Origin of the sequence: Pseudomonas sp. AL10 (assembly GCF_029960685.1) — a bacterium.
GTDB classification, from domain to species: Bacteria; Pseudomonadota; Gammaproteobacteria; order Pseudomonadales; family Pseudomonadaceae; genus Aquipseudomonas; species Aquipseudomonas lactis.
Window position 1 is genome coordinate 1 of record NZ_JASBQZ010000004.1, and the last position, 21444, is coordinate 21444.

The 21444-nt window shown below is 61.1% G+C and carries 19 protein-coding genes; 10 read left to right on the forward strand and 9 right to left on the reverse strand.

Translation table 11 applies throughout. The annotated features are described in order from the left end of the window. The first annotated feature begins 236 nt into the window (after positions 1–236). From QK296_RS06200 to QK296_RS06210, 3 genes are read left to right on the forward strand one after another with little or no spacing between them, the layout of a single operon-like run. Complete coding sequence (locus QK296_RS06200) at positions 237–896, forward strand: paraquat-inducible protein A (RefSeq protein ID WP_003188275.1); 660 nt, start codon at positions 237–239, stop codon at positions 894–896. Further along, the gene (locus QK296_RS06205) at positions 883–1506 is read left to right on the forward strand and encodes a paraquat-inducible protein A (protein WP_032900385.1); all 624 of its coding nucleotides are present in this window, start codon (positions 883–885) and stop codon (positions 1504–1506) included. Before QK296_RS06200 ends, QK296_RS06205 begins: the two co-directional genes overlap by 14 nt. Further along, complete coding sequence (locus QK296_RS06210; protein ID WP_034134445.1) at positions 1499–3802, forward strand: MlaD family protein; 2304 nt, start codon at positions 1499–1501, stop codon at positions 3800–3802. The genes QK296_RS06205 and QK296_RS06210 overlap by 8 nt, the downstream gene beginning before the upstream one ends. Positions 3803–3986: 184 nt before the next feature. Here QK296_RS06210 and mksF read toward each other — a convergent pair whose 3' ends face one another. From mksF to mksB, 3 genes are read right to left on the reverse strand one after another with little or no spacing between them, the layout of a single operon-like run. Continuing rightward, complete coding sequence (gene mksF, locus QK296_RS06215; protein ID WP_120249122.1) at positions 3987–6827, reverse strand: Mks condensin complex protein MksF; 2841 nt, start codon at positions 6825–6827, stop codon at positions 3987–3989. Continuing rightward, complete coding sequence (mksE, locus tag QK296_RS06220; protein WP_003188281.1) at positions 6824–7531, reverse strand: Mks condensin complex protein MksE; 708 nt, start codon at positions 7529–7531, stop codon at positions 6824–6826. Before mksE ends, mksF begins: the two co-directional genes overlap by 4 nt. Beyond that, on the reverse strand, positions 7521–8798 hold the full coding sequence (mksB, locus tag QK296_RS06225) for an Mks condensin complex protein MksB (protein WP_003188283.1): 1278 nt from the start codon (positions 8796–8798) through the stop codon (positions 7521–7523). The genes mksE and mksB overlap by 11 nt, the downstream gene beginning before the upstream one ends. A 187-nt stretch (positions 8799–8985) precedes the next feature. Here mksB and QK296_RS06230 point away from each other — a divergent pair, with 187 nt between their 5' ends. Continuing rightward, positions 8986–9732, forward strand: a complete 747-nt coding sequence (locus QK296_RS06230; protein WP_003188285.1) for a hypothetical protein — start codon at positions 8986–8988, stop codon at positions 9730–9732. Further along, the gene (gene rimI, locus QK296_RS06235; RefSeq protein ID WP_003188286.1) at positions 9725–10177 is read left to right on the forward strand and encodes a ribosomal protein S18-alanine N-acetyltransferase; all 453 of its coding nucleotides are present in this window, start codon (positions 9725–9727) and stop codon (positions 10175–10177) included. Before QK296_RS06230 ends, rimI begins: the two co-directional genes overlap by 8 nt. 118 nt (positions 10178–10295) lie before the next feature. On the opposite strand, the gene QK296_RS06240 is transcribed toward rimI, so the two are convergent. Beyond that, positions 10296–10700 carry a hypothetical protein gene (locus QK296_RS06240; protein WP_034134443.1) on the reverse strand — a complete coding sequence of 135 codons (405 nt, stop codon included), beginning with the start codon at positions 10698–10700 and terminating at the stop codon, positions 10296–10298. A gap of 138 nt (positions 10701–10838) precedes the next feature. On the opposite strand from QK296_RS06240, the gene can reads away from it, so the two are divergent. Then, positions 10839–11483 carry a carbonate dehydratase gene (gene can / locus QK296_RS06245; protein ID WP_003188288.1) on the forward strand — a complete coding sequence of 215 codons (645 nt, stop codon included), beginning with the start codon at positions 10839–10841 and terminating at the stop codon, positions 11481–11483. Here the strand turns inward: can and QK296_RS06250 are convergent. The 3 genes from QK296_RS06250 to acpA form a co-directional block, all read right to left on the reverse strand. Further along, positions 11480–12004: an SET domain-containing protein-lysine N-methyltransferase gene (locus tag QK296_RS06250; RefSeq protein ID WP_003188291.1), complete on the reverse strand. Its 525-nt coding sequence runs from the start codon at positions 12002–12004 to the stop codon at positions 11480–11482. The two genes, can and QK296_RS06250, sit on opposite strands and share 4 nt — an antisense overlap. A 134-nt stretch (positions 12005–12138) precedes the next feature. Next, positions 12139–13308: a hypothetical protein gene (locus QK296_RS06255; RefSeq protein ID WP_003188292.1), complete on the reverse strand. Its 1170-nt coding sequence runs from the start codon at positions 13306–13308 to the stop codon at positions 12139–12141. A 119-nt stretch (positions 13309–13427) separates the two neighbouring features. Continuing rightward, positions 13428–15128: an acid phosphatase gene (acpA, locus tag QK296_RS06260; protein WP_003188293.1), complete on the reverse strand. Its 1701-nt coding sequence runs from the start codon at positions 15126–15128 to the stop codon at positions 13428–13430. A 157-nt stretch (positions 15129–15285) separates the two neighbouring features. Between acpA and QK296_RS06265 the strand changes: the two genes are divergently transcribed. Both QK296_RS06265 and QK296_RS06270 read left to right on the forward strand, forming a co-directional pair. After that, on the forward strand, positions 15286–15576 hold the full coding sequence (locus QK296_RS06265; protein ID WP_032893707.1) for a nucleotidyltransferase family protein: 291 nt from the start codon (positions 15286–15288) through the stop codon (positions 15574–15576). Continuing rightward, complete coding sequence (locus tag QK296_RS06270) at positions 15573–15914, forward strand: DUF86 domain-containing protein (RefSeq protein ID WP_057977427.1); 342 nt, start codon at positions 15573–15575, stop codon at positions 15912–15914. Before QK296_RS06265 ends, QK296_RS06270 begins: the two co-directional genes overlap by 4 nt. Positions 15915–15952: 38 nt before the next feature. On the opposite strand, the gene QK296_RS06275 is transcribed toward QK296_RS06270, so the two are convergent. Continuing rightward, positions 15953–17371, reverse strand: a complete 1419-nt coding sequence (locus tag QK296_RS06275; protein ID WP_003188294.1) for a TIGR00366 family protein — start codon at positions 17369–17371, stop codon at positions 15953–15955. A 186-nt stretch (positions 17372–17557) separates the two neighbouring features. On the opposite strand from QK296_RS06275, the gene QK296_RS06280 reads away from it, so the two are divergent. Further along, a complete protein-coding gene (locus tag QK296_RS06280) occupies positions 17558–18847 on the forward strand; it encodes an MFS transporter (protein WP_169855850.1) in 1290 nt (429 codons plus the stop codon). Positions 18848–18850: 3 nt separating this feature from the next. Here the strand turns inward: QK296_RS06280 and QK296_RS06285 are convergent, their stop codons facing one another. Further along, positions 18851–20221, reverse strand: coding sequence for a gluconate:H+ symporter (locus QK296_RS06285; RefSeq protein WP_003188296.1), 1371 nt, complete (start codon positions 20219–20221; stop codon positions 18851–18853). Positions 20222–20438: 217 nt separating this feature from the next. Between QK296_RS06285 and QK296_RS06290 the strand changes: the two genes are divergently transcribed. Continuing rightward, on the forward strand, positions 20439–21344 hold the full coding sequence (locus tag QK296_RS06290) for a cation diffusion facilitator family transporter (protein ID WP_003188297.1): 906 nt from the start codon (positions 20439–20441) through the stop codon (positions 21342–21344). Positions 21345–21444 lie beyond the last annotated feature (100 nt).

Below are 21444 nucleotides of genomic sequence, written 5' to 3' on the forward strand. Positions count from 1 at the left end.
ATGGTAGTGTGGGGTTTCCCCATGTGAGAGTAGGTCATCGTCAAGATTAAATTCCGAAACCCCAATTGCGAAAGCAGTTGGGGTTTTGTTTTGGGCGCTCGAAAAGTGTCCACCTTGTCCCCGTACACTTGTTCCCCGCAGCTCCGACCTGACTGCCCCGACAAATTTGCACAGTTATTTCTGAGCGACACCACTAGAATAGCCACCTCACCATTTTTAGAGTCAGAGCCCTATCTATGCCCGATCCGGTTGATGCCCGCGAGGTGTCGGATTTACCGCTGGACGATCTGGTGGCATGCCATGAGTGCGACTTGCTGATGCGCAAACCAACGCTCGCCCTCGGCGAAAAAGCCCAATGCCCACGCTGCGGCTACGAGCTATACGCTCACCGGCACAATGTGGTCGAGCGCAGCCTAGCCTTGGTACTGGCAGCTCTGCTGCTGTACATCCCCGCGAACTTTTTGCCCATCATGCAGCTCAATCTACTCGGGCAGTCCTCGGAGGACACCGTGTGGAGCGGCGTGGTTGGCCTGTTCGATACCGGTATGCAAGGCGTTGCCGCCGTAGTGTTCCTGTGCAGCATGGGCATCCCCTTGCTCAAGCTCCTGTGCCAATTGGCAGTGCTGCTCAGCATTCGCTGGAACATCGGTCGCAACTACGGGCTGCTGCTATACCGCATCTACCACCACATGAAGGATTGGGGGATGTTGGAGGTCTACTTGATGGGTGTGCTGGTGGCGATCGTAAAGCTCGCCGACATGGCCTCCATCACCATTGGCCTGGGTCTGGTCTGCTTCGTCAGTTTATTAATGGTCCAAGTTCTGCTTGAGGTGGTGATGTCGCCCCATCAGATCTGGCAAGCGCTGTCAGGAGAGGATGACCATGCGGGCGATTGATGCAGGCATTCTGATTTGTACTGAATGCCATGAGTTGAACAAGCAGGAAGCGGATATCGAGGAGCAACTCTGCACCCGTTGCGGCGCGTTGATCCATGCCCGTCGCCCCAATAGCCTCACACGCACCTGGGCGCTGTTGATCACCGCGGCGATCCTGTATATCCCCGCTAACCTGTTACCCATCATGACGGTCAACTCCCTCGGCCAAGGCGACCCCAGCACCATCATGTCGGGAGTCATCCAGCTCGTGCAGCACGGGATGTTTCCTATCGCTGCCGTGGTGTTCATCGCCAGTATCCTGGTACCGACCTTCAAGTTGGTCGGCATTGGCCTACTGCTGTTCTCGGTGCAGCGTCACCAACCGCTGTCCGCGCAACAACGCATTGTGATGTATCGCTTTATCGAGTTCATTGGGCGTTGGTCCATGCTGGATATCTTCGTGATCGCCATCCTGGTGGCGGTCGTTAACTTTGGGCGACTCGCCAGTGTCGAGGCCAACCTCGGCGCTGCGGCGTTCGCCAGTGTGGTGATCTTGACGATGCTTGCCGCAGTAACTTTCGATCCCCGACTGATTTGGGATAACACGGAGTCGGACGACGACCATGAGTGATTTGCCTAAAGCTAAAACCCGCCCAGCGTCTAACTGGTCGGCCATTTGGGTGTTGCCCCTGATTGCCCTGATCATCGGTGGCTGGCTGGGGTGGCGCGCCTATTCCCAGCAAGGTATCGAGATTCAAGTTCGCTTTGAGAGCGGCGAAGGTATTCAGGTCAACAAGACTGAAGTGGTCTACAAAGGCATGACCGTGGGTAAGGTCAAAACCCTGGCCCTGGATGATGAGGGCAGCAATCGCGGGGTGATCGCCACCATCGAGATGAACAAGGACGTTGAGCAGTACCTCAAGACCAACACCCGCTTCTGGTTGGTCAAGCCCAGCGTCAGCCTTGCCGGCATCACCGGCCTGGAAACCCTGGTCTCGGGTAACTACATCGCCGCCAGCCCCGGTGATGGCGAGCCCACGCGCAAGTTCAAGGCGCTCTCGGAAGAGCCGCCGTTATCCGACGCCAAGCCCGGCTTGCACCTGACCCTAAAGGCCGACCGCCTGGGCTCGCTGAACCGTGGCAGTCCGGTGTTCTACAAGCAGATTCAGGTCGGCCAGGTCAAAAGCTATCTGCTGTCCGAGGACCAGAGCACGGTAGAGATCAAGGTCTATATCGAACCGACCTACGCCAACCTGGTGCGCAAACACACGCGTTTCTGGAACGCCAGCGGCATCAGTATCGATGCCAACCTTTCCGGCTTGAAAGTGCGCAGCGAATCCCTCTCCAGCATTGTCGCCGGTGGTATTGCCTTCGCCACGCCAGAGAATCGCAAAGACAGCCCGCCCACCGACCCGAGCCTGCCTTTCCGACTATACGAAGATTTCGATGCCGCCGCAGCGGGCATCAAGGTCAAGGTCAAGCTCACCGACTTTGAAGGCCTGCAGGCCGGGCGTACGCCGGTCATGTACAAAGGCATCCAGGTTGGCAGCCTGAAAACCCTGAAGATCGACCCGGACCTGTCCAGCGCCAGCGCCGAGCTGACCCTCGACCCATTGGCCGAGGACTACCTGGTCGAGGACACGCAATTCTGGGTGGTCAAACCGTCCATCTCCCTGGCAGGCATCACCGGCCTGGAGGCCTTGGTCAAGGGCAACTACATTGCGATTCGCCCAGGCGACAAAGGCACCCCGCCACAACGCGAATACGTAGCCCGCGCCAAGGCGCCGCCGTTGGACCTGCGTTCCCCGGGCCTGCACATGGTGTTGCTCACCGACAGCCTGGGTTCGCTGGATGTCGGCAGCCCGATTCTGTACAAGCAGGTCAAAGTCGGTTCGGTGCAGAGCTACCAGTTTTCGCGCAAGAAAAAACAACTGGTGATCGGCGTTCATATCGAGAAGGAATATGAAAGCCTGGTCAACGGCTCGACGCGCTTCTGGAATGCCAGCGGCGTCACCCTCACGGGCGGCCTCACCGGCGGTATCCAGGTCAAAAGCGAATCCCTGGCTAGCCTGATGGCGGGCGGTATCGCCTTCGAAACGCCGGAACCGAATGTGCCGTTGAAACATCGTATCCCGCGCTTCCGCCTGTACGCCGACCGTGATGCCGCCAACCAGCACGGCACCCTGGTGACCATCAAAGTCGACCGCGCCGACGGCCTGAGCGCCGGCACGCCGGTGCGCTTCAAGGGGTTGGATGTGGGCAAGATCGAGAGTGTCGACCTCAGTGCCGACATGCAGTCGGTGCTGCTCAAGGCGCGTATCACTCAGGTTGCGGACCGTATCGCGCGTTCGGGCAGTCAGTTCTGGGTGGTCAAGCCGGAACTGGGGCTGATGAAGACGGCTAACCTGGAGACCCTGGTCACCGGCCAATACATTGAAGTGCAACCGGCCGCAAAAAACGCCGGCCCGCAGAAGAGTTTTGTCGCCCTGGCCCAGCCGCCTGAAGCCGTGCATCAGGAAGCTGGCCTGAGCCTCACACTCAGCGCCGCCCGCCGTGGTTCGTTGAAGGAAGGGGTACCGGTCACTTACCGTGAAGTGACGGTCGGCAAAGTCACCGGCTATGAGTTGGGCCAGACCGCCGATCGTGTGTTGGTGCACATCCTGATCGAGCCCAAGTACGCACCTCTGGTACGCAGTGGCAGCCGCTTCTGGAACACCAGCGGCTTTGGCCTCGACTTCGGCTTGTTCAAGGGCGCGACCGTGCGTACCGAGTCCCTTGAAACGCTGGTGGCCGGCGGCATCGCCTTTGCCACCCCGGATGGCGAGCGCATGGGCAACCCGGCACGGCCGCAGCAGACGTTCCCGTTGTTCGACAAGTTTGAGGATGAGTGGCTGACCTGGGCGCCCAAGATTCCACTCGGTAAATAAACCGAGGCGCGGCCTTCGCGAGCAAGCCCGCTCCCACATTCGATCGCATCCCTACAGGGAAACTCGATCAACTGTGGGAGCGGGCTTGCCCGCGAAGAGGCCCGCCAAAACACCACAAATCCCAAGCCGAAAAAAAGGCCGCGATCCATCAGATCGCGGCCTTTTTGCCTTTCAGTACAACCCGTCAGGCTTCATCCAGCTCCGGCTCGTCCGCCTGCACATTCATCGTCGCCTTCACCACATCATGGCGACGGATGTACTTCCAGTCCGCCTCATCAATGTAGATCCCGTTCGGCCCGCTGCCGCCTTCCAGGTCGATCGCCACCTGGGCAGACACCTGCGGCTTCACACTCGCCAGGATCGGCACAAAGCCCAGTTGCAGGCTGGTTTCCAACAGCGCTGCCTGGTTCTTCTCATCGATGTCTGCCGCTTCATCGAGGTAGTACGGCAACCGCACGCGACCGGCCTGGTCGCGGTCCATCAGGTGCAGCAACAAGTACATGTTGGTCAGCGCCTTGATGGTCATGGTGGTGCCGTTGGACGCAGCGCCGTCGATGTCGGTATGGATCACTGGCTGGCCGTTGACCTTGGTGATTTCGAACGCCAACTCGAACAAGTCCTTGAGGCCCAACTGGTTATGGTTGGCGGCGACCAGGCGAGCCAGGTATTCCTTGGCTTCTTCGTTCTTGTTGTCCTGTTCGGCGCTCTGGCTGAGGTCGAACACCGAGAGGGTCTCGCCTTCTTCATACTGACCGGCACTGTGGATGATCTGGTCGATATGCTTGAGCGCTTCCTTGTTCGGCGCCAGTACGATGCGGAAGCTTTGCAGGTTGGAGACCTGGCGCTTGTTGATCTCGCGGTTGAACAACGCCAGCTGGTGTTCCAGGCTGTCGTAGTCGCTGCGGATATTGCGCAGGGTACGGGCGATATCGGTGACCGCCGCACGACGTGCCTTGCCGAGGGTCAGCGCCTCGTCGGTACGGTGCGCATAGGCGTTGATCAGCAGTTGCAGGCGACGCTCGACATCATCCTCACTGTCGAACTTGGCCACGCCCTTGAGACGCACCTGGGCGTACAGCGCTTCGATCTGGCCATCGGCCCGCAGCAGGCCCTGCCAGCTGTCCTGATAGTCATTGAGCAGCGGCAGCAGGTTGTCCATGGAATCGTCGACCGGGTCCATGAACGGCGTGCCGAACGGCAGGTCCGCCGGCAACAGCTGACGACGGCGCAACGCGTCATCCAGGGTACGTTGCTTGGCTTCCATATCTCCGATCTGGCGGCCGACCAATTGCAGCTTGGCCGACAGTTGCTGGACACGCTCGGTAAAGGCATCGCTGGAGCGTTTCAACTCGTCCTGGGCGGCTTCCATCTGCGCCAGGTTTTCCAGTTTCTCGCCTTCTTCGGCGCTCAGGGTCTGGGTGCGGCGGAAGTCTTCCAAGGCCTTCTGGGCGTCCAGCACCTGCTGGTACAGCGCTTCGGTCTGGGTCTTGCTCGCAGCGCGGTCGGATGCCACGGCCTGCTGGGTTTTCAGTTGCTTGAGCTCTTTTTCCAGGCGCTCTTTCTGGTCACGCAACGCGGCGCGGTCGGCCAGGGCTTGTAGTGCCGGCGGCTCGATGTGCGAGATGTCGATGGACAGCCCCGGCACTTCAAAGCGCTCGCCCTTGAAGCCATCGAGGATCTGCTCCAGGGATTTGACCCACTGGCCGTCCTCGTCCAGCGTGATGCCATGTTCGCCCAGCGGCAGGCTGAACAACGAACTGTTGAACAGGCGCATCAGGCGCTCGACATCCTGCTGCGAGAACTCTTCGCGCAGCTTGGCGTAGCTGTTGTTGTCCGCGTGATCGAGTTGCTGCTTGACCGACTTCAAGCGCTTTTCCAGGTCGCGCAGACGCTCTTCAAGGTCCTCGGCGCTGAACTGCCGCGACTGCGCCAAGGCGCCCGCCAGTTCATCGTGGGCATCCTTGGCGGCGAGCAATTGCTGCTCCAGCATCTTCACGTCATCCACCAGGGCAAAGCGGTGCTTGAGCACCGACAACTCGCCCAACCAACGCTGGATGCCACTGATTTCCCGCTCCAGGCGCATCAGCTCCTGGGTGCCGCCGCGCTGGTCGTTTTGCAGCGCGTCCTGCTCGTTGCGGTAGTGTTCGGCCTGGATGGTCAGCTCTTCCTTGCGCGCACTGGCGTAGTCCGACCAGGTGCCCAGCAACGAATCCAGCAGCGGCGACAGGCGATGCAGTTTGCCGCGCAGGGCGTCGCGCTGTTTCACGCCATTGGCCAGGGCTTCAACCAAGGGGCCGGCAGCCACCAGCGAGTTGTAGTCCTGCTCCATGCGTCGCACATCGCGGAAGGCTTCTTCACAGGCGGCGATGTAGTCGACACTGCCCGAACGCAGGCTGTGTTCGAAGGCATCAAGGAACAGTTGCTTGAGCTTGGCCGCGGTGATTTCACGCATATGCAGCAGGTTGATAAACAGCGCGCGGAATGTTTTCAGGCTCTGCTCGCTGGTGGAGCGCAGCGGAATCAGGGTCAGGTCCAGCGGGATCGACGTATGCCCGCCCACCAGCAAACGCCGCAGTTCATCGGGCTTGAGTTCGTAGGCTTTCAGGCCCTCGCGCTCAAGGTTGGTGAACAGCTCTTTCTGGCGCAGGCAGGTGTCGTTTTTCTGGTAGTGGGTCAGGTCCAGCTTGCCGGCGTAGGCAAAGAACTGGTGACCAAAGCCACCGCCCGGGCCGCGGCCGACCACGCCGATGACGTGGGGGCCGTGGGGCAGGGAGACTTCTACCAGGATGTAGCTGGTGTCGGTGGCAAAGTAAAAACGCCGCGATTGTTCCAGGGTGTACTTGCCGAAGCTCATGTCCGACATGCGTGCCAGGATCGGGAACTGCAAGGCGTTGATCGAGGCGGATTTACCCAGGTTGTTGGCGCCGTACACCGACAGCGGTTCTTCCAGCGGGAACAAGCCCAGGCTGTAACCGGCGGTGTTCAATAGGGCGAAGCGGCGGATGCCGTAGCGTTCCTTACTCATGCGTCGGTCTCCTGTTCTTCGGCAATGGCGCGTGCCAGGGCATCTTCTTCGCTTTCTTCGGTGAAGGCGCTCAGATCCAGCGGGTCATCGGTCTTCAGCAGTTTTTCATCGCTGTCTTCGTCGATGATCACCGGCGCCGGCAGCGGCAATACGCTGTGTACGCTGGCGGCAAGGTCGCGGTCTTGCTGCACCGACAGGCACACATCCAGGAAGCGGTGCATCGGCGGCAGGAAACGGTAGATACCGTTGTCTTCGCTGGCAAAACCCAGTTGGGTCATGCGGCGCATGATTTTTTCTTCGAGCTCTTCCTGGGTTTGCACCTCGGCCTGGATAAACAGGTCGCGGTATTTCTCCAGCAACGAAGGCAACTCATCGCGGCCCAGGCTGCCACCGTCGAGCACGGCAATCGGGTCACGGCCCTGGTCGGCCAGGTGTTCGACGATGATGAAGGTGAACAAGGCCAGGCGCTGGGCGGTCTTGTTCACCTGCGCGGCAGCCACGGCAGTGTCCGGCACGAAGTAATAGAAGCCGCGGGTATCGCAGACCAACTCAAAGCCCAGGGCCTTGAACAGCGTGCGGTACTGGTCCTGGAAGTTCGACAGTTGCGCGTACAGCTCCGGGTCGCGGCGGCTGACGTGGTAACCCTTGAACAGCTCGCGAAAGATCGGCGCCAGCTGGGACAGTTCGGATAGATCAAGATGCATAAGGCGTGCTCGCAGAATTCTCGGTGGCATCAACGCCGGCCGGGAGCAGGGCGAAGGAGCGCAGGCTGACCTGGTGCTCGTGGGTGTGGTAATCGCGACGTTCCAGGCGCTCGCGCTTGAAGCGTTTTTCCCGGGACAGGCGCGAGAACCAGTACAGCAATTCATCGGTGGCGCCGTCCGGTTCCTGCTCCAGCAGCCAGGTCATCAGGTCGGGCATCGGCAGCGCGTCTTCGCAGCGCTCGAGCATTTCCTTGACCGTGCGCGGTGCGCGCGGGGCTTCGCCTTTGTGCGACTTGTGCGCCTTGGGGAAACGCGCCGGTTTGGGCTCGAAATTCGCCAAGGCATACACATAGGCTTCGACCTGGCTGGCACTGCCCAGAAAGGTGCTTTGCGGCCGCGTGAACATCGGCATCGCCGCTTGCGGCACCGCGTCCAGGCCTTTGCGGCGAATCGCTGACAGGGCCAGCGCCGCACCGCGAGTCACGGCGTTATGCCGGCGTGCTTCTTCACGCAGCGGCAGCAGCAACTCCCGTGCATGGCGCAAGGTCAGCTGGGCGCTGGTTTGCATTTCGAGAATGCGCGCGTGGGTGCGCAGCAGCATGTCGTCATCCACCAGGTGGCCAAGACGCTGTTGCTCGGTGAGCATGCGCAGCAGCACGTTTTCCACCTTGCGCACGCCTTGCTCGAAGGCGCCGTCGGCATTCACCAACTGGATCATCGGCTCGACGTATTCGTCCCAGGTCGCCAATACTTCGGCGTAACGCTGGCGCAGCGGGATCTGCCGGTCGCTGGTCTTGGCGCGGTCGGCCACGGCGGCGAGGGCTTGTTCGTCGTTGGCGAGCTTTTTGAGCACATCGCGCACGCGCATATCCAACAGGCGCAGTTGCCGGGCCAGGTCGTGGCCGTCGCGGATGTCGAAGGCGTCCTGGATATAACCGGCCAGGCGCTCCAGGTGGCGCAGGTAGGCTTCGATTTCCAGGCACAGGCCAAGCCGGTGCTCCTTGCGAAGATAGGCGAGGAAGTCGTGGATCTGCGCGTTAAGCTCGAAACGGTTCGGGCTCTTGGCGACAGGCACCAGAATATCCAGGCGAATCCACACGTCCAGCAGGCTGGTGATGTCCTGGGGCGTGCTGTCCAGTTGTTGGGCGGCCAACTGCGCGCGCAACTCGGCCAGGCTCAGGGTGCCTTGGTCGAAGTGTTCGCACAGAGGCTCAAGTAAGGCCCAGTGTTCGGCGAGGGCGCGCAGGACGCGCTTGGGTTCGATCATGGGAATGGCCGGCTGGTTGGCGATTAAAAGTCGCGATTGTACTGCATCACGCGCGGGAATTATCCACAGCCGGTCAGTGCGCAGTGGGCGATTGTTACCGAACAGCGGTAGAATCCCCGCTCTTTACTTATCCACAAGTGGCCGAGCTGTGCTTATCGAGTCCCGACGTCGCGCTTACTTGACCGCCATGCAGGTGGTCAACTGGCTGCCCCGCACCGAACTGCCGTTTGCCGCGCCGTCGCGGCCCGAGCTGTTGCAGGCGCTTGAGCCCTATGAGGCGTTCGAGTCGTCGGGAGAAGAGGCGGCCGCGCCTGTGGCGGTGGTCAAACCCACCCCTGAGGCGCGTCCGGCGGTCGAGCGTGCCAAGATCGAAGTGCCGCGCCCAGCGCCGGTGACCAAGGCTGTCAAGGTGGCGGACGAGGCTGCGCCGGTGACCAAGGCGCCGGTGGTGCCGCCGCCACGCTTCGCCCTGCAATTGCTGCGGGCCGGGCGCTGCCTGTTGTTGGTGGAACTGCCGACTGGCGAGCGTTTCCAGTCCCGTGACCCGGCCTACCTGTTGCTCAAGGACATGCTGCGCGCCGCCGGCCTGCCCGACAGCCCGCAAATCGTCGGTGAGCCGGTGCGCTGGCCGCTGCTGGTGCGCGGCACCATGGACCAGGGCCCCGAGGCTGCACGAGATTTTGTCCAGGGGTTTGTCTCGGCGCGCCTGGAAGACGAGCCCTGCGTGTGCCTGTGGCTGATCGGCCTGCCCGCCGTACGGTTTGCCGGTGAAGCCAATGCCGAGGCCTGGTACCGCGAGCTGCAGGTTGAAGGCCTGGGGTCAGTGTGGGCCCTGCCGGGCCTGGAATTATTAATGGAAGAGCCACAGCGTAAGGCTGATGTCTGGCAAGCCATGCGCCGGCTGATGGCGCGCTGGAAAACAACTGATGAGTGAGGCTTTATCCTTTCGCCCGATGACCGAGGCCGACCTCGACGCGGTGCTGAAAATCGAATACGCAGCGTTCAGCCACCCCTGGACCCGCGGGATTTTTCTCGACGGGCTGGGCAAGTACCAGATCTGGCTGATGTTCGAAGGCGAGCAGCAAGTGGGCCATGGGGTGGTGCAGATCATCCTCGATGAAGCGCACTTGCTGAACATTACCGTGAAGCCGGAAAACCAGGGCCGTGGTTTGGGCCTGGCGCTGCTGGAGCATTTAATGTCCCGTGCCTACGCGGCCAATGCGCGGGAATGCTTTTTGGAAGTGCGTGACAGCAATACCGGCGCGTTTCGGTTGTATGAGCGCTATGGCTTCAACGAAATTGGCCGTCGCCGGGATTACTACCCCGCTGTGGGTGGTCGCGAAGATGCAGTCGTGATGGCGTGCACCCTGGTTGACTAAATGCAAAGGCCCTATGTGCAAAGCCTCTGTGGGAGCCGGGCTTGCCCGCGATGCAGGCACCTCGGTCTTCAAGTAACACCGCGGTGATACCATCGCAGGCAAGCCAGCTCCCACAGGGTCAGCGCTTGCGGTTCAGTGGGTCCAGATCAGCCAGTTCAGCCTCATCCAACCCACTCCCTCCGCCAATGTCATTTTCTCCCACGACGCTCAAGTCATAGTCGGCGGCATTGTCTTCGCCTTCCTCTCTCGCATCCCGGGCGCCATCCTCACGGATCAGCGTCTCCGGGCTCATATCGTCATCGGTCGATTCATGATCATCGGTAGAAGCCCCGGTCATCCCGGCTTCGCGCACCCGTTCGTCGGGCATCAGGTGCTCGCGCTCGCCACGCGGGATTTCATCGCCGATTTCCGCTGTCTGGTCCTCTTCGTCAAAATCCAGCTCGCGCATCTCACCCATGCGGTCTTCGTTGTCATCGATCGGTTCCGGCTGTGTTGCGCCGTAGGGACGTCGTGATTCAGTCATGGCCAATCCTCATACTGTGGGGCTTATAGTGTGTGGACAGGCATGGCAGCCAAAAAATTCAAGCTAATTAGCGCCTGGAGTGACCCGAACGAGGGCTTGTCAGTCACAAAACTGCGCATCATTCCTGAGGCTTCCCTGATGAACGAACTACAAGACCTGCTTGATAACAACGAACGCTGGGCGGATGCGATCAAACAGGAAGATCCCGAATTCTTCGCCAAGCTCGCCCGCCAGCAAACCCCGGAATACCTGTGGATCGGCTGTTCCGACGCCCGTGTACCGGCCAACGAGATCGTCGGCATGTTGCCTGGTGATCTGTTCGTGCACCGCAACGTCGCCAACGTGGTGCTGCACACCGACCTCAATTGCCTGTCGGTAATCCAGTACGCGGTGGATGTGCTCAAGGTCAAACACATCCTCGTCACCGGCCACTACGGTTGTGGTGGCGTGCGTGCGTCGATGCAGGACCGCCAGTTCGGCCTGATCGACGGCTGGTTGCGCACCATTCGCGACCTGTACTACGAAAACCGCGATGTGCTGGCCCAGTTGCCGACCGAAGAAGAGCGCGTAGACCGCATGTGCGAGCTCAATGTGATCCAGCAGGTGGCCAACGTCGGCCATACCAGCATTGTGCAAAATGCCTGGCACCGTGGGCAGAGCCTGTCGATCCATGGCTGCATCTATGGCATCAAGGACGGTCGCTGGAAGAGTTTGAACACCACCATCAGTGGCTTCGAGCAACTGCCGCCGCAATACCGCCTGCGCCCGTTGGGCGAAGCCTAAGGTCGTTTGTGCTCACGCCACCAGGCCATGAAGGCCTGGCCTTCGGCGTTCAGCGGCTCCTTGCTGCCGGTGATCCAGCCCCGGCAGTTCAGCTCGCCGCAATGGCAAGCGAACTGCCGGGCCAGTGTGTCTTCGGTAGTGGCGTAATCCAGGGTCAGCAGGCTACCGGCGTGGATGGGTTGCACCGTCCATAGTTCCAGGTACGTGGTGTCTAGAAACACGTTCGGGTTGCAGGAGTGCTGTAACAGGCCGCAGAACCAACAATCGTACAAGTGGATGCGGGGTGACAGCTGCAGCGTGTGCGGGCGACGTTCGCTCACGGCATAACCGGAAACCTGGGCAATGCGCGTGCGACTCTCAAAGGCCACGCGGGCCGTGACCCTGGCCGCAATCCCTTCAGCCTCTTGCTTGACCTCAAAGTGCTCGGTCGAGGGGTAACCCTGTTCCACGAGCAGCGTCTTGAAGGGATAGAGGCCGTCATTCACAGCCGTTTTAGCCTTATCCATGGCTCGAGTTTTCATCACTCTCCTGAGCGGGGCTGCATGGACCTGCGGGTGTGACGGCCAGTCTTGCAGCAAATGGGCGCGGCCCTAGATTCGCCGAAGTGGGATCCGGTTTCTACTGTCAAAGTTGACAGTAGAAACGGTTTTTCCCCTTAAAGCGCGGGGGCTGTGACCGTGGGGGCGGGGGCGGCATTTCTCAGCTGTTTCAACTGTGCCTTGATAGGCGCTGTGGCGCACTTGGCGTTGGCCTGCTCGGGCGTCAGGTGGCGCACGGAGGTGTAGAACAGCTCACACGTCTGCTCCTTGCGCGTGACCTGCCACGTATTCAGGCAGGCCTTGAGCAATACATTGGCATCGCTGGCGGGCTTCTGGCCCATGCCGGCTTGCCAGCAGGCAGCGCTCAAGTCCTGGCCCATCACTTTCAAGCCCGCGTCGTCGGCTTTTTGTTCGTCACCGTCATAGCTGTCGGGGCTGGCCGCATACCAAATGTAGCTTGGGTGGTTGGCGCCCAATACCGCGACGGTTTTGCCTGGCTCCGGGCTGATCTGCGCCAGGCTCAGCACGCCCACGGTTTGCCCGTATTGTTGCTTGATCCAGCTACGCACCGGCGCGCCGAAGGCCACCATCGGCAATGCGCCGCCAGGGCGCAGGCTCAGTTCCTTGACCATGCGGGTCTGGTAGTCGGTGAAATACCCGTAGACGGTTTCCAGGTCTTTGCCGGCATTGGACGGCGCAGCGATGGGCGCGATATCAATGATGGTCTGGTACGCCGGCGTTTCCGTGGCCGGTACGCCGTTTTCGCTTAACAAGGTGGCCCAGCGGTCGGTGGTGGCCGATTCCAGGTAATCCTGGGCCTGGGTCAGCGAGTAATCCGGAGGGAAGTGCAACAGCTCGATGCTTTTGCGGTTTTCCAGGGCCATGCCCAACGGCAGGAACAGGTACCAGTTGTAGGCCCATTTGCCATCGCTGTTGAGCTGGCGCGCACCTTGATAAGCCAGGTCGGCGGTATTGAGCAGCGTGGTCAGCGGCTGGCCGTAACCGTCTGGCACGCCGCTGAAGGTCGCCGTGACCTGACCGTCGTGGGTCTTCACACTGACCTTGGCCCGGCTGTAACCGTCACGTTGCAGGCTCTGGTTCAAATAGTGTTCGGCGGTCTGCTCCAGTGACCATGGCCGAAAGCAGATCACATTGCAGTTGTTGGGGTACGCGAACAACTGGGTGACGCGCTGCGTGCTGCCCAGTGGCACCTCGATGTCGGCCTGTACGACCGTACTCGCCAGCAGTGCGACAAGGGTGAAGGACAGCCTGGTCAGTTTAAACATAGTCGATTCCTTGTCAGCGAAGCCCGTCTGCGCGGGATGGAAGCCCACCTGCACACAGTAGCGGCTGACCAGGAAAATCGCGTGTTAAATCGCCCGGCATGTCGTTATTGGATAAGCCCCTACAGGCTGAACTGCAAGGCATTGCTCAGATCGCCCATGGGCTTCTGGCCGCGCGCGATCATCGCGTCATCACGCTGCTTGAGGCCGTCCAGGGTCTCCAACTGGAACACCCGGGTGATCAAACGCAGGATCGATGCCGTGTCATACACCGTATGGTCCACCGTGCCTTTGCGCGCAAACGGCGACACCACCAGCGCCGGAACCCGCGAGCCCGGGCCCCAGCGGTCACCCTGGGGCGGCGCCACGTGGTCCCACCAGCCGCCGTTTTCATCCACGGTCACCACCACCACCATGTTTTTCCATTGCGGGCTTTCTTGCAGCACCTTCAAGGCGCGGGCGATATGGCGGTCGCCCGAGGCCACATCGGCATAGCCGGCGTGCATGTTCAGGTTGCCTTGGGGTTTGTAGAAACTCACGGCGGGCAGCTTGCCGGCCTGGGCGTCGGCGAAGAACCGGTTGGTGCTCGACTCATCGCCCAAACCGCCGTCACGCAAGCGCTTGGCACGTTCTGCCGGGTTTTGCGGCCCTTGCTGCTTGAAGTAATTGAACGGCTGGTGGTGGTATTGGAAATTCGGAATCTTGGGGATGCCGCCGGAGTCCTTAAACTGCTCCAGCGTGGCTTGCCACGCACCGGCGTACCAGGCCCAGTCGATGTTCTTTTTCGACAGCTTGTCGCCAATATGCTCGTGGGTTTGCGGCACCAGCACATTGGGCAGGTCGGGCTTGGAATAATCCGGGTTCTGCGGGTCGCGGATCCAGGTGGGCCAGTAGGGCGGGGCCAGGGTGTTTACGCCGTAACCATCGGGTGTCAGCGCGCTGGGGCCGAATTGCGGCGGACCGGTCATGGCGCTGGCCGGGGATGTGTCCAAGGGCTTTAGGCGCGTGCCGCTTGGGTCATCGCTTTGCAGCGTGGCGATCTGCGCTTTGGCCACCGACTGCGCGGCATTGGGATAAAATGGCGCGGTGGCGCTGATCAGGTACTGGTGGTTAAGGAACGAGCCACCAAACGCGCCCTGGAAGAAGTTATCGCACAGCACAAACTCCTTGGCCACGTCCCACAGGCGCAGGGCATAACGGCTTTGAGCGTAATGGCCCATCACCAGCCCACCGGAATCGCCCCAGGCGACAAAACCATCATTCTTGCCGCCGTTGATCTGCATCTGGTTCTGGTAGAACACGTGCCACAGGTCGCGGGTCACCAGGCTCAATGGCAGGTCTTCGCCCTGCGGGCCTTGGAGGGCGAACGGCGCGTTGGGCAGGCTTTCCTGGAATTGCACTTCGCTGGGGTAAGTCACCCCGTCCACTGTTTGTGGGCCGACCTGCAACACACCGCCCCAGCTCGGTGGCAGGGCAGGCAATACGCTGCCATCGCGGTCGCGCTGCTGGAAGTCCATGGCGGTTAACGCCGACAGCGGTTTCTCTACGCCGGGGAAATCTGCGAACAGGTTGTTGAAGCTGCGGTTCTCGGCGTAAATCACCACCACGGTTTTCACCTGCTCGCGCAGCGCCTTGTCCAGTTCCTGGGGCGTGAGCGGCCGTGGTACTGGTGGGGTTGGTGCTTCGCTGGTATTGCCGCAGGCACTCAAGGTTGCACCCACGCCCAACACCGCCGCACCGCCGAGGAATCGCCGGCGGCTGGTGTCTACCGGCGTCTTGGGGGCGCTGCCGGGGGCAGGGCGGTCGTTGTGCTCATCACTCATTGCGGGGGGAGTCCTTGGCGAGATGTTGCAAGATATTTCGCAGGACGGTAGCAATGGAATGTGACGGAACAAAGACAGGCGTGTGATGGGCGGGGCGTGTCTACACGGCTCAAGCGCTGCTAGACTGCCCTTCTAATGCACATCACTGAGGTGAGTCGTGAGACCTTCAACTGCACTTGATCTGCAACGAACGGCTGTACGAGAAGTGGTCGGACGTTTCCGTATTTCCAATCCCAGAGTATTTGGGTCGGTACTGATGGGGACTGACCAAGAAGGCAGTGATCTTGATTTGCTGGTAGACGCGCCGCCGGGCACAACGCTCTTTGATCTCGGTGGGTTGCAGGTCGAGCTTGAGGACTTGCTCGGCGTTAATGTCGACCTGCTTACGCCTGGTGACTTGCCTTTGAAATTTCGCGATAAAGTGCTAGCGGAGGCCCGGCCAGTATGACGGAAAGTCGGCTAGGGGATTATCTGGAGCACATAAGGCAAGCTGCCACTGACGCGATCACTTTTGTAGAGGGCTTGAGCAAAGAAGAGTTTTTGGAGGACCGGCGAACACAACAAGCTGTGGTCATGAGCCTGATCATCATTGGTGAAGCGTCGACGAAAATCATGGATCAGCATCCTGACTTCGCGGCACGCCATTCACATATTCCTTGGCGCAATATGCGAGCGATGCGCAACCGAATCGCTCATGGTTACTTCGATATCAACTTGGATGTTGTTTGGGACACGATACAGAGTGCATTACCTGATCTATTGGCACGCCTTCCTGTAAATCCTTGACCGCAACTGTTCTACCAACAGTTACGGTCACTCGTTATTCAGGGCATCACAGGCGGCAAATACTTCAACGTCGTCCCCAACGCCCACAGCAAAAACAACACCAGCGGCGTGTGCACCAGCAACTGCACAAACGAAAACCCGATCAGATCCCGCGCCTTCAGCCCCAGCACACCCAGCAACGGCAACATATAAAACGGGTTGATCAAGTTCGGCAGCGCCTCGGCGGCGTTGTAGATCTGCACCGCCCAGCCCAAATGGTACTGCAGGTCATTGGCCACTTGCATCACATACGGGGCTTCGATGATCCACTTGCCGCCACCGGAGGGGATGAAGAATCCCAGCACTGCCGAGTACACACCCATCAGCAGGGCGTAGGTGTCGTGGGAGGCGATGGAGGTGAAGAACGTCGAGATATGGTGCGCCAGAGTCTGGCCGTCGCCACCCTTGACCACGGTCATCAGTGCGGCAATCGAGCCGTACAGCGGAAACTGGATCAGCACGCCGGTGGTGGTCGGCACCGCACGGGCCACGGCATCGAGGAAGCTGCGCGGGCGCCAGTGCAGCAGCGCGCCCACCATGATGAACAGGAAGTTATAAGTGTTGAGCCCTGAGATAGCGCTGATCGCCGGCTTGGTCGAGAACTCATGGAACAGCCAGCCGGCCGCCAGCAACGCCAGCAGAATCGTCAGCAACGGGCTGTGTTCCAGCCATTCGCCTGGGCGGGTCGGCGCCTGCGGCTTGGGCAGGTTGAAGGCCGGGTCAATGCCGCAGGCCTTGGCATCCCGGGCGCTGTTGGGGCCAGGCGCGGTGGCGTAGGCGATGATCAGCGACACCACGATCAGCGCCAGCAACAGCACGCCGGACTGCCACAAAAAAATGGTCTCGGTGAACGGGATCATCCCAGTGATCGACAGGATCGACGGCGGCAAGCTGGCCGGGTTGGCCTGCAACTGCGCGGCCGACGACGACAGCCCCAGCGCCCATACGGCCCCCAGGCCCAGGTACGCTGCAGCGCCAGCGGCGCGGTAGTCCATGCGCAAATCCGTGCGCCGGGCCAATGCCCGCACCAGCAAACCGCCGAACACCAGGGACAGGCCCCAGTTAAGCAATGAAGCCACCATGGAAATCAACGCCACCCAGGCCACGGCCGAACGGCCATTCTTGGGAATGCGCGCCAGGCGGTCGATCAACTTCACTGCGGGCGGTGAGCTGGCGACCACGTAACCGCCGATCACCACAAAGGCCATCTGCATGGTGAACGGGATCAGGCTCCAGAACCCATCGCCAAATGCCTTGGCCGCTTCGGCCGGTGCGGCGCCCATGCCCAGGGTCGCCACGGCGACGATGATCACGGCGAGTGCGGCAAACACCCAGGAGTCAGGAAACCAGCGTTCGGCGAAGTTGGAGCAACGCAGGGCAAATCGGGCATAGCGGCTGTCTTCGATAGCATCGGCCACGAGTCTTTCCTCTTGTAGTTATTATGGGGTTTGGCAGTTTTACGGCATGTTCCTCTACGTCTATTGATTTGGGAATGTAGTTATCTTCAACGATCAATGAGGAAAACAAATATATCCGTCGCGATTGCCATCGATGGGCTCAGCTCATAACCTGCACGCCATTTTGTTTGCCTGCCGAGCCTGCACATGACTGCCACCTTTTCCCCACGGGCGCAGCGTTTTTCCCGCTCCGACTACAAAACCCTGGGCCTGGCCGCCCTCGGCGGCGCCCTGGAAATCTACGACTTCATTATCTTCGTGTTCTTTGCGCTGACCCTCAGTCAACTGTTCTTCCCCCCAGAAATGCCCGAGTGGCTGCGCCTGCTGCAAAGCTTTGGCATCTTCGTCACCGGTTACCTCGCCCGTCCACTGGGCGGCATCCTGATGGCGCACTTTGCCGACCACCTGGGGCGCAAGCGCGTCTTCAGCCTGAGCATCCTCATGATGGCCTTGCCCTGCCTGCTGATCGGTATCATGCCGACCTACGCGCAAATCGGCTATTTCGCCCCGTTGATCCTGCTGGCGCTGCGCGTGCTGCAAGGCGCAGCGGTGGGCGGCGAAGTGCCCAGCGCCTGGACTTTCGTCGCCGAGCACGCACCGCGTCACCATCGTGGCTATGCCCTGGGTTTTTTGCAGGCCGGCCTGACTTTCGGTTACCTGCTGGGGGCGCTGACCGCCACCTTGCTCGCGCAGGTCTTCACCCCCGCCGAAATCCTCGACTATGCCTGGCGCTTTCCCTTCCTGCTCGGCGGCGTATTCGGAGTGATCGGCGTATGGCTGCGCCGCTGGCTCAGCGAGACTCCGGTGTTTCTGGAAATGCAGGCGCGTCGCCAAGCCGCCGCCGAAATGCCCTTGCGCACCGTGCTGCGCGACCATCGCGCCGTGCTGCTGCCGGCGATGATCCTCACCTGCGTGCTGACGTCTGCCGTGGTGGTGCTGGTGGTCATCACCCCGACCATGATGCAGAAAACCTTCGGCATGAGCCCCAGCCACACCTTCGCCCTGAGCGCCCTGGGCATCGTCTTCCTGAATATCGGCTGCGTCCTCGCCGGCCTGCTGGTGGACCGCATCGGCGCGTGGCGCGCGGTATTGGTCTACAGCCTGTTGCTGCCGGTGGGCATTGCGCTGCTGTACGCCAGCCTGATCGCTGGCGGCGTGTGGCTCGGCGCAGCGTACGCCGTGGCGGGCCTGAGCTGCGGCGTGGTGGGCGCGGTGCCGTCGGTGATGGTCGGGCTGTTTCCGGCGCAGGTACGGGTGTCGGGGATTTCCTTCACCTACAACATCGCCTATGCGCTGTGGGCAAGTACTACGCCGTTGTTGTTGATCGCGCTGATGCCGACCAGCCCGTGGATCTGCGTGGGGTATTGCGTAGTGATGGGGGCGGTGGGGGGGGCGAGTGTGGCGCTATTTGGCAAGCGCCACACCTTGGCCGCCTGAGGGTCAGGTCAGGAAGTGCCAGAGCAACAAGGTACCCACCAACCCAACCACCGAAACAATCGTCTGCAGCACCGACCACACCCAGATCGTCTGCTTCAACTGCAAGCCAAAGTACTCACGCACCATCCAGAACCCGGCGTCGTTGACGTGGCAGAAGAACACCGAGCCGGCGCCGATGGCCAGGGCGACCAATGAGCTTTGCGTCGCCGCCAACCCGGCCATCATCGGCGCGAGGATGCCGGCGGTTGTGGTGGTGGCGACCGTGGCCGAGCCGGTGGCTTGGCGCAGGGCCACGGCGATCAGCCAGGCCAGCAGCAGGTAGGGCATGTGCGCGCCTTCGGCGACTTTGCTAATGGTCTGGCTGACGCCGGCGTCCAGCAGGGTTTGCTTGAGGCCGCCGCCGGCGCCGATGGTCAGCAGCAGTACGGCGATGGGCGCCAGGGCTTTGCGCAGGGTGTTGCCGACGTCGGCGCGTGGCATGCCCGCCGCCCAACCCAGGCAAACGACCGCGGCGATCACCGCCAGGCCGAGGGCAACCAGTGGTTCACCGAGGAATTTCAAGCTCAGGGCGAGGGGGCTTTCCGGCGCCAGCGCGACTTTGGCCAAGGTGCTGCCGAGCATCAGGATCACCGGCAACAGAATGATCAGCAGCGACACGCCAAAGCTCGGCTGGCGCGGGGCCTTGGGCGGTGCGCTGAACAAGGCGCCGATATCGGCCGGTTCGTCCACGTGCAGGCGCTTGGACAGCCAGTTGCCATACAGCGGCCCGGCCAGGATCACGGCCGGCACCGCCAGGCAAAAGCCCAGCAACATGGTCAGGCCCAGGTCGGCGTGCAATGCGCCCACGGCGATCAGCGGCCCCGGATGCGGCGGCATCAGGGCGTGCAAGGTGGTCATGCCCGCCAGTGCCGGGATGGCGATTTTCAGCAACGGTTGGTTCGAACGCTTGGCCATCACAAAGATGATCGGCACCATCATCACCAGGCCCACTTCGAAGAACAGCGGCAGGCCGATCACCATGGCGACCAACGCCATCACCCAAGGCAATGACTTGCCTTTGCCCAGCCCGAGCAACGTGGTGGCAATACGGTCGGCCGCGCCGGATTCGGCCATCAGCGCGCCGAGCATCGCACCCAGGGCAATGATGATCCCGGCCTCGCCGAGAATCGCCCCGGCGCCTTTGCTGAACGCCTTGGCCACTTCTTCCGGCGGCAGGCCGGCGCCGACCCCGGCGATAAAGGTGCCGATCAGAATCGACAGGAAGGGCGGCAGTTTGGTCGCGCTGATCAGCACAATGATGCTGGCGATCGCCAACAGCACGCACAGCATGAGGCGGGTGTCGTGAACCATCCACGCGGCAGTCGATAACTCCAAAACGGGACTCCTTATCGAGCAGGTTGGCTAATATGTTTCTTTTTGTTTCAGCCTGAAAAGCATGCCTGATAGTGCTCCCCCAACGCGTGCATGAACGATTTTGGTGCGCCCGAAGCTAACGACGCTCTGGCGCTCAGATGACAATTTTGCAAACCATGCCCGTGGATCTGGCCTATAGCTCTATGATCCGCCCCATCCCAACCCACGAGGACATTTCATGAGCGCAGGACACAGCCACGCCCAAGTACGCGCCGGCCACGAACGCAAGTTATGGATCGCCCTGGGGCTCACCGGCAGCTTCATGCTCGCCGAAGTCATCGGCGCCTTCGTCACCGGCAGCCTGGCGCTGCTGTCCGATGCAGCGCACATGATGACCGACGCCCTGGCCCTGGCGATTTCTCTGGTGGCCATCCAAGTCGCCAAGCGCCCGGCGGATCGCAAGCGCACCTTCGGTTATGCGCGGTTCGAGATCCTGGCAGCCGCCTTCAATGCATTGCTGCTGTTCGCCGTGGCGTTCTACATCTTGTACGAGGCTTACCAGCGGCTGCAGGCACCTGCAGAAATCCAGTCCACCGGCATGCTGGTGATTGCGCTGCTGGGGCTGGTTGTCAACCTGATCTCCATGCGTTTGCTCAGTGCCGCCAGCGGCGAGAGCCTCAACGTCAAGGGCGCCTACCTGGAAGTCTGGAGTGACATGCTGGGCTCCGTCGGCGTGATCATTGCCGCGCTGGTGATCATGTTCACCGGCTGGGGTTGGGTCGACTCCGTGGTCGCGGCTGCCATCGGTTTTTGGGTCTTGCCGCGCACCTGGACGTTGCTCAAGGCGAGCATGAATATCCTGTTGCAAGGAGTGCCGGAGGGCGTGGATATCGAGCAGGTGGAGCAGGGCATTCGCAGTGTGCCTGGGGTCAAGGACGTGCACGACCTGCACGTCTGGGCCCTCACCAGTGGCAAGAACGTGCTGAGTACGCATCTGGTCGCGGATGCGTCCCAGGGCACTGAGCAACAGATCCTCAGCCGAGTGACGGAGTTACTGCACGAACAATTCGATATTTCCCACGCCACGATCCAGGTCGAGGGCGAGGGTTTTCAACATGACGATCACGACGAAGTGCATGCCTGAACCTGGCTAACGGATTTGTAATCTTTCGCCCACGGCCCTGATAAGTACCGAAAGCTACATTGCCCCCGCTGGGAAATCTCAGCGACTTCATGGGCGTGGA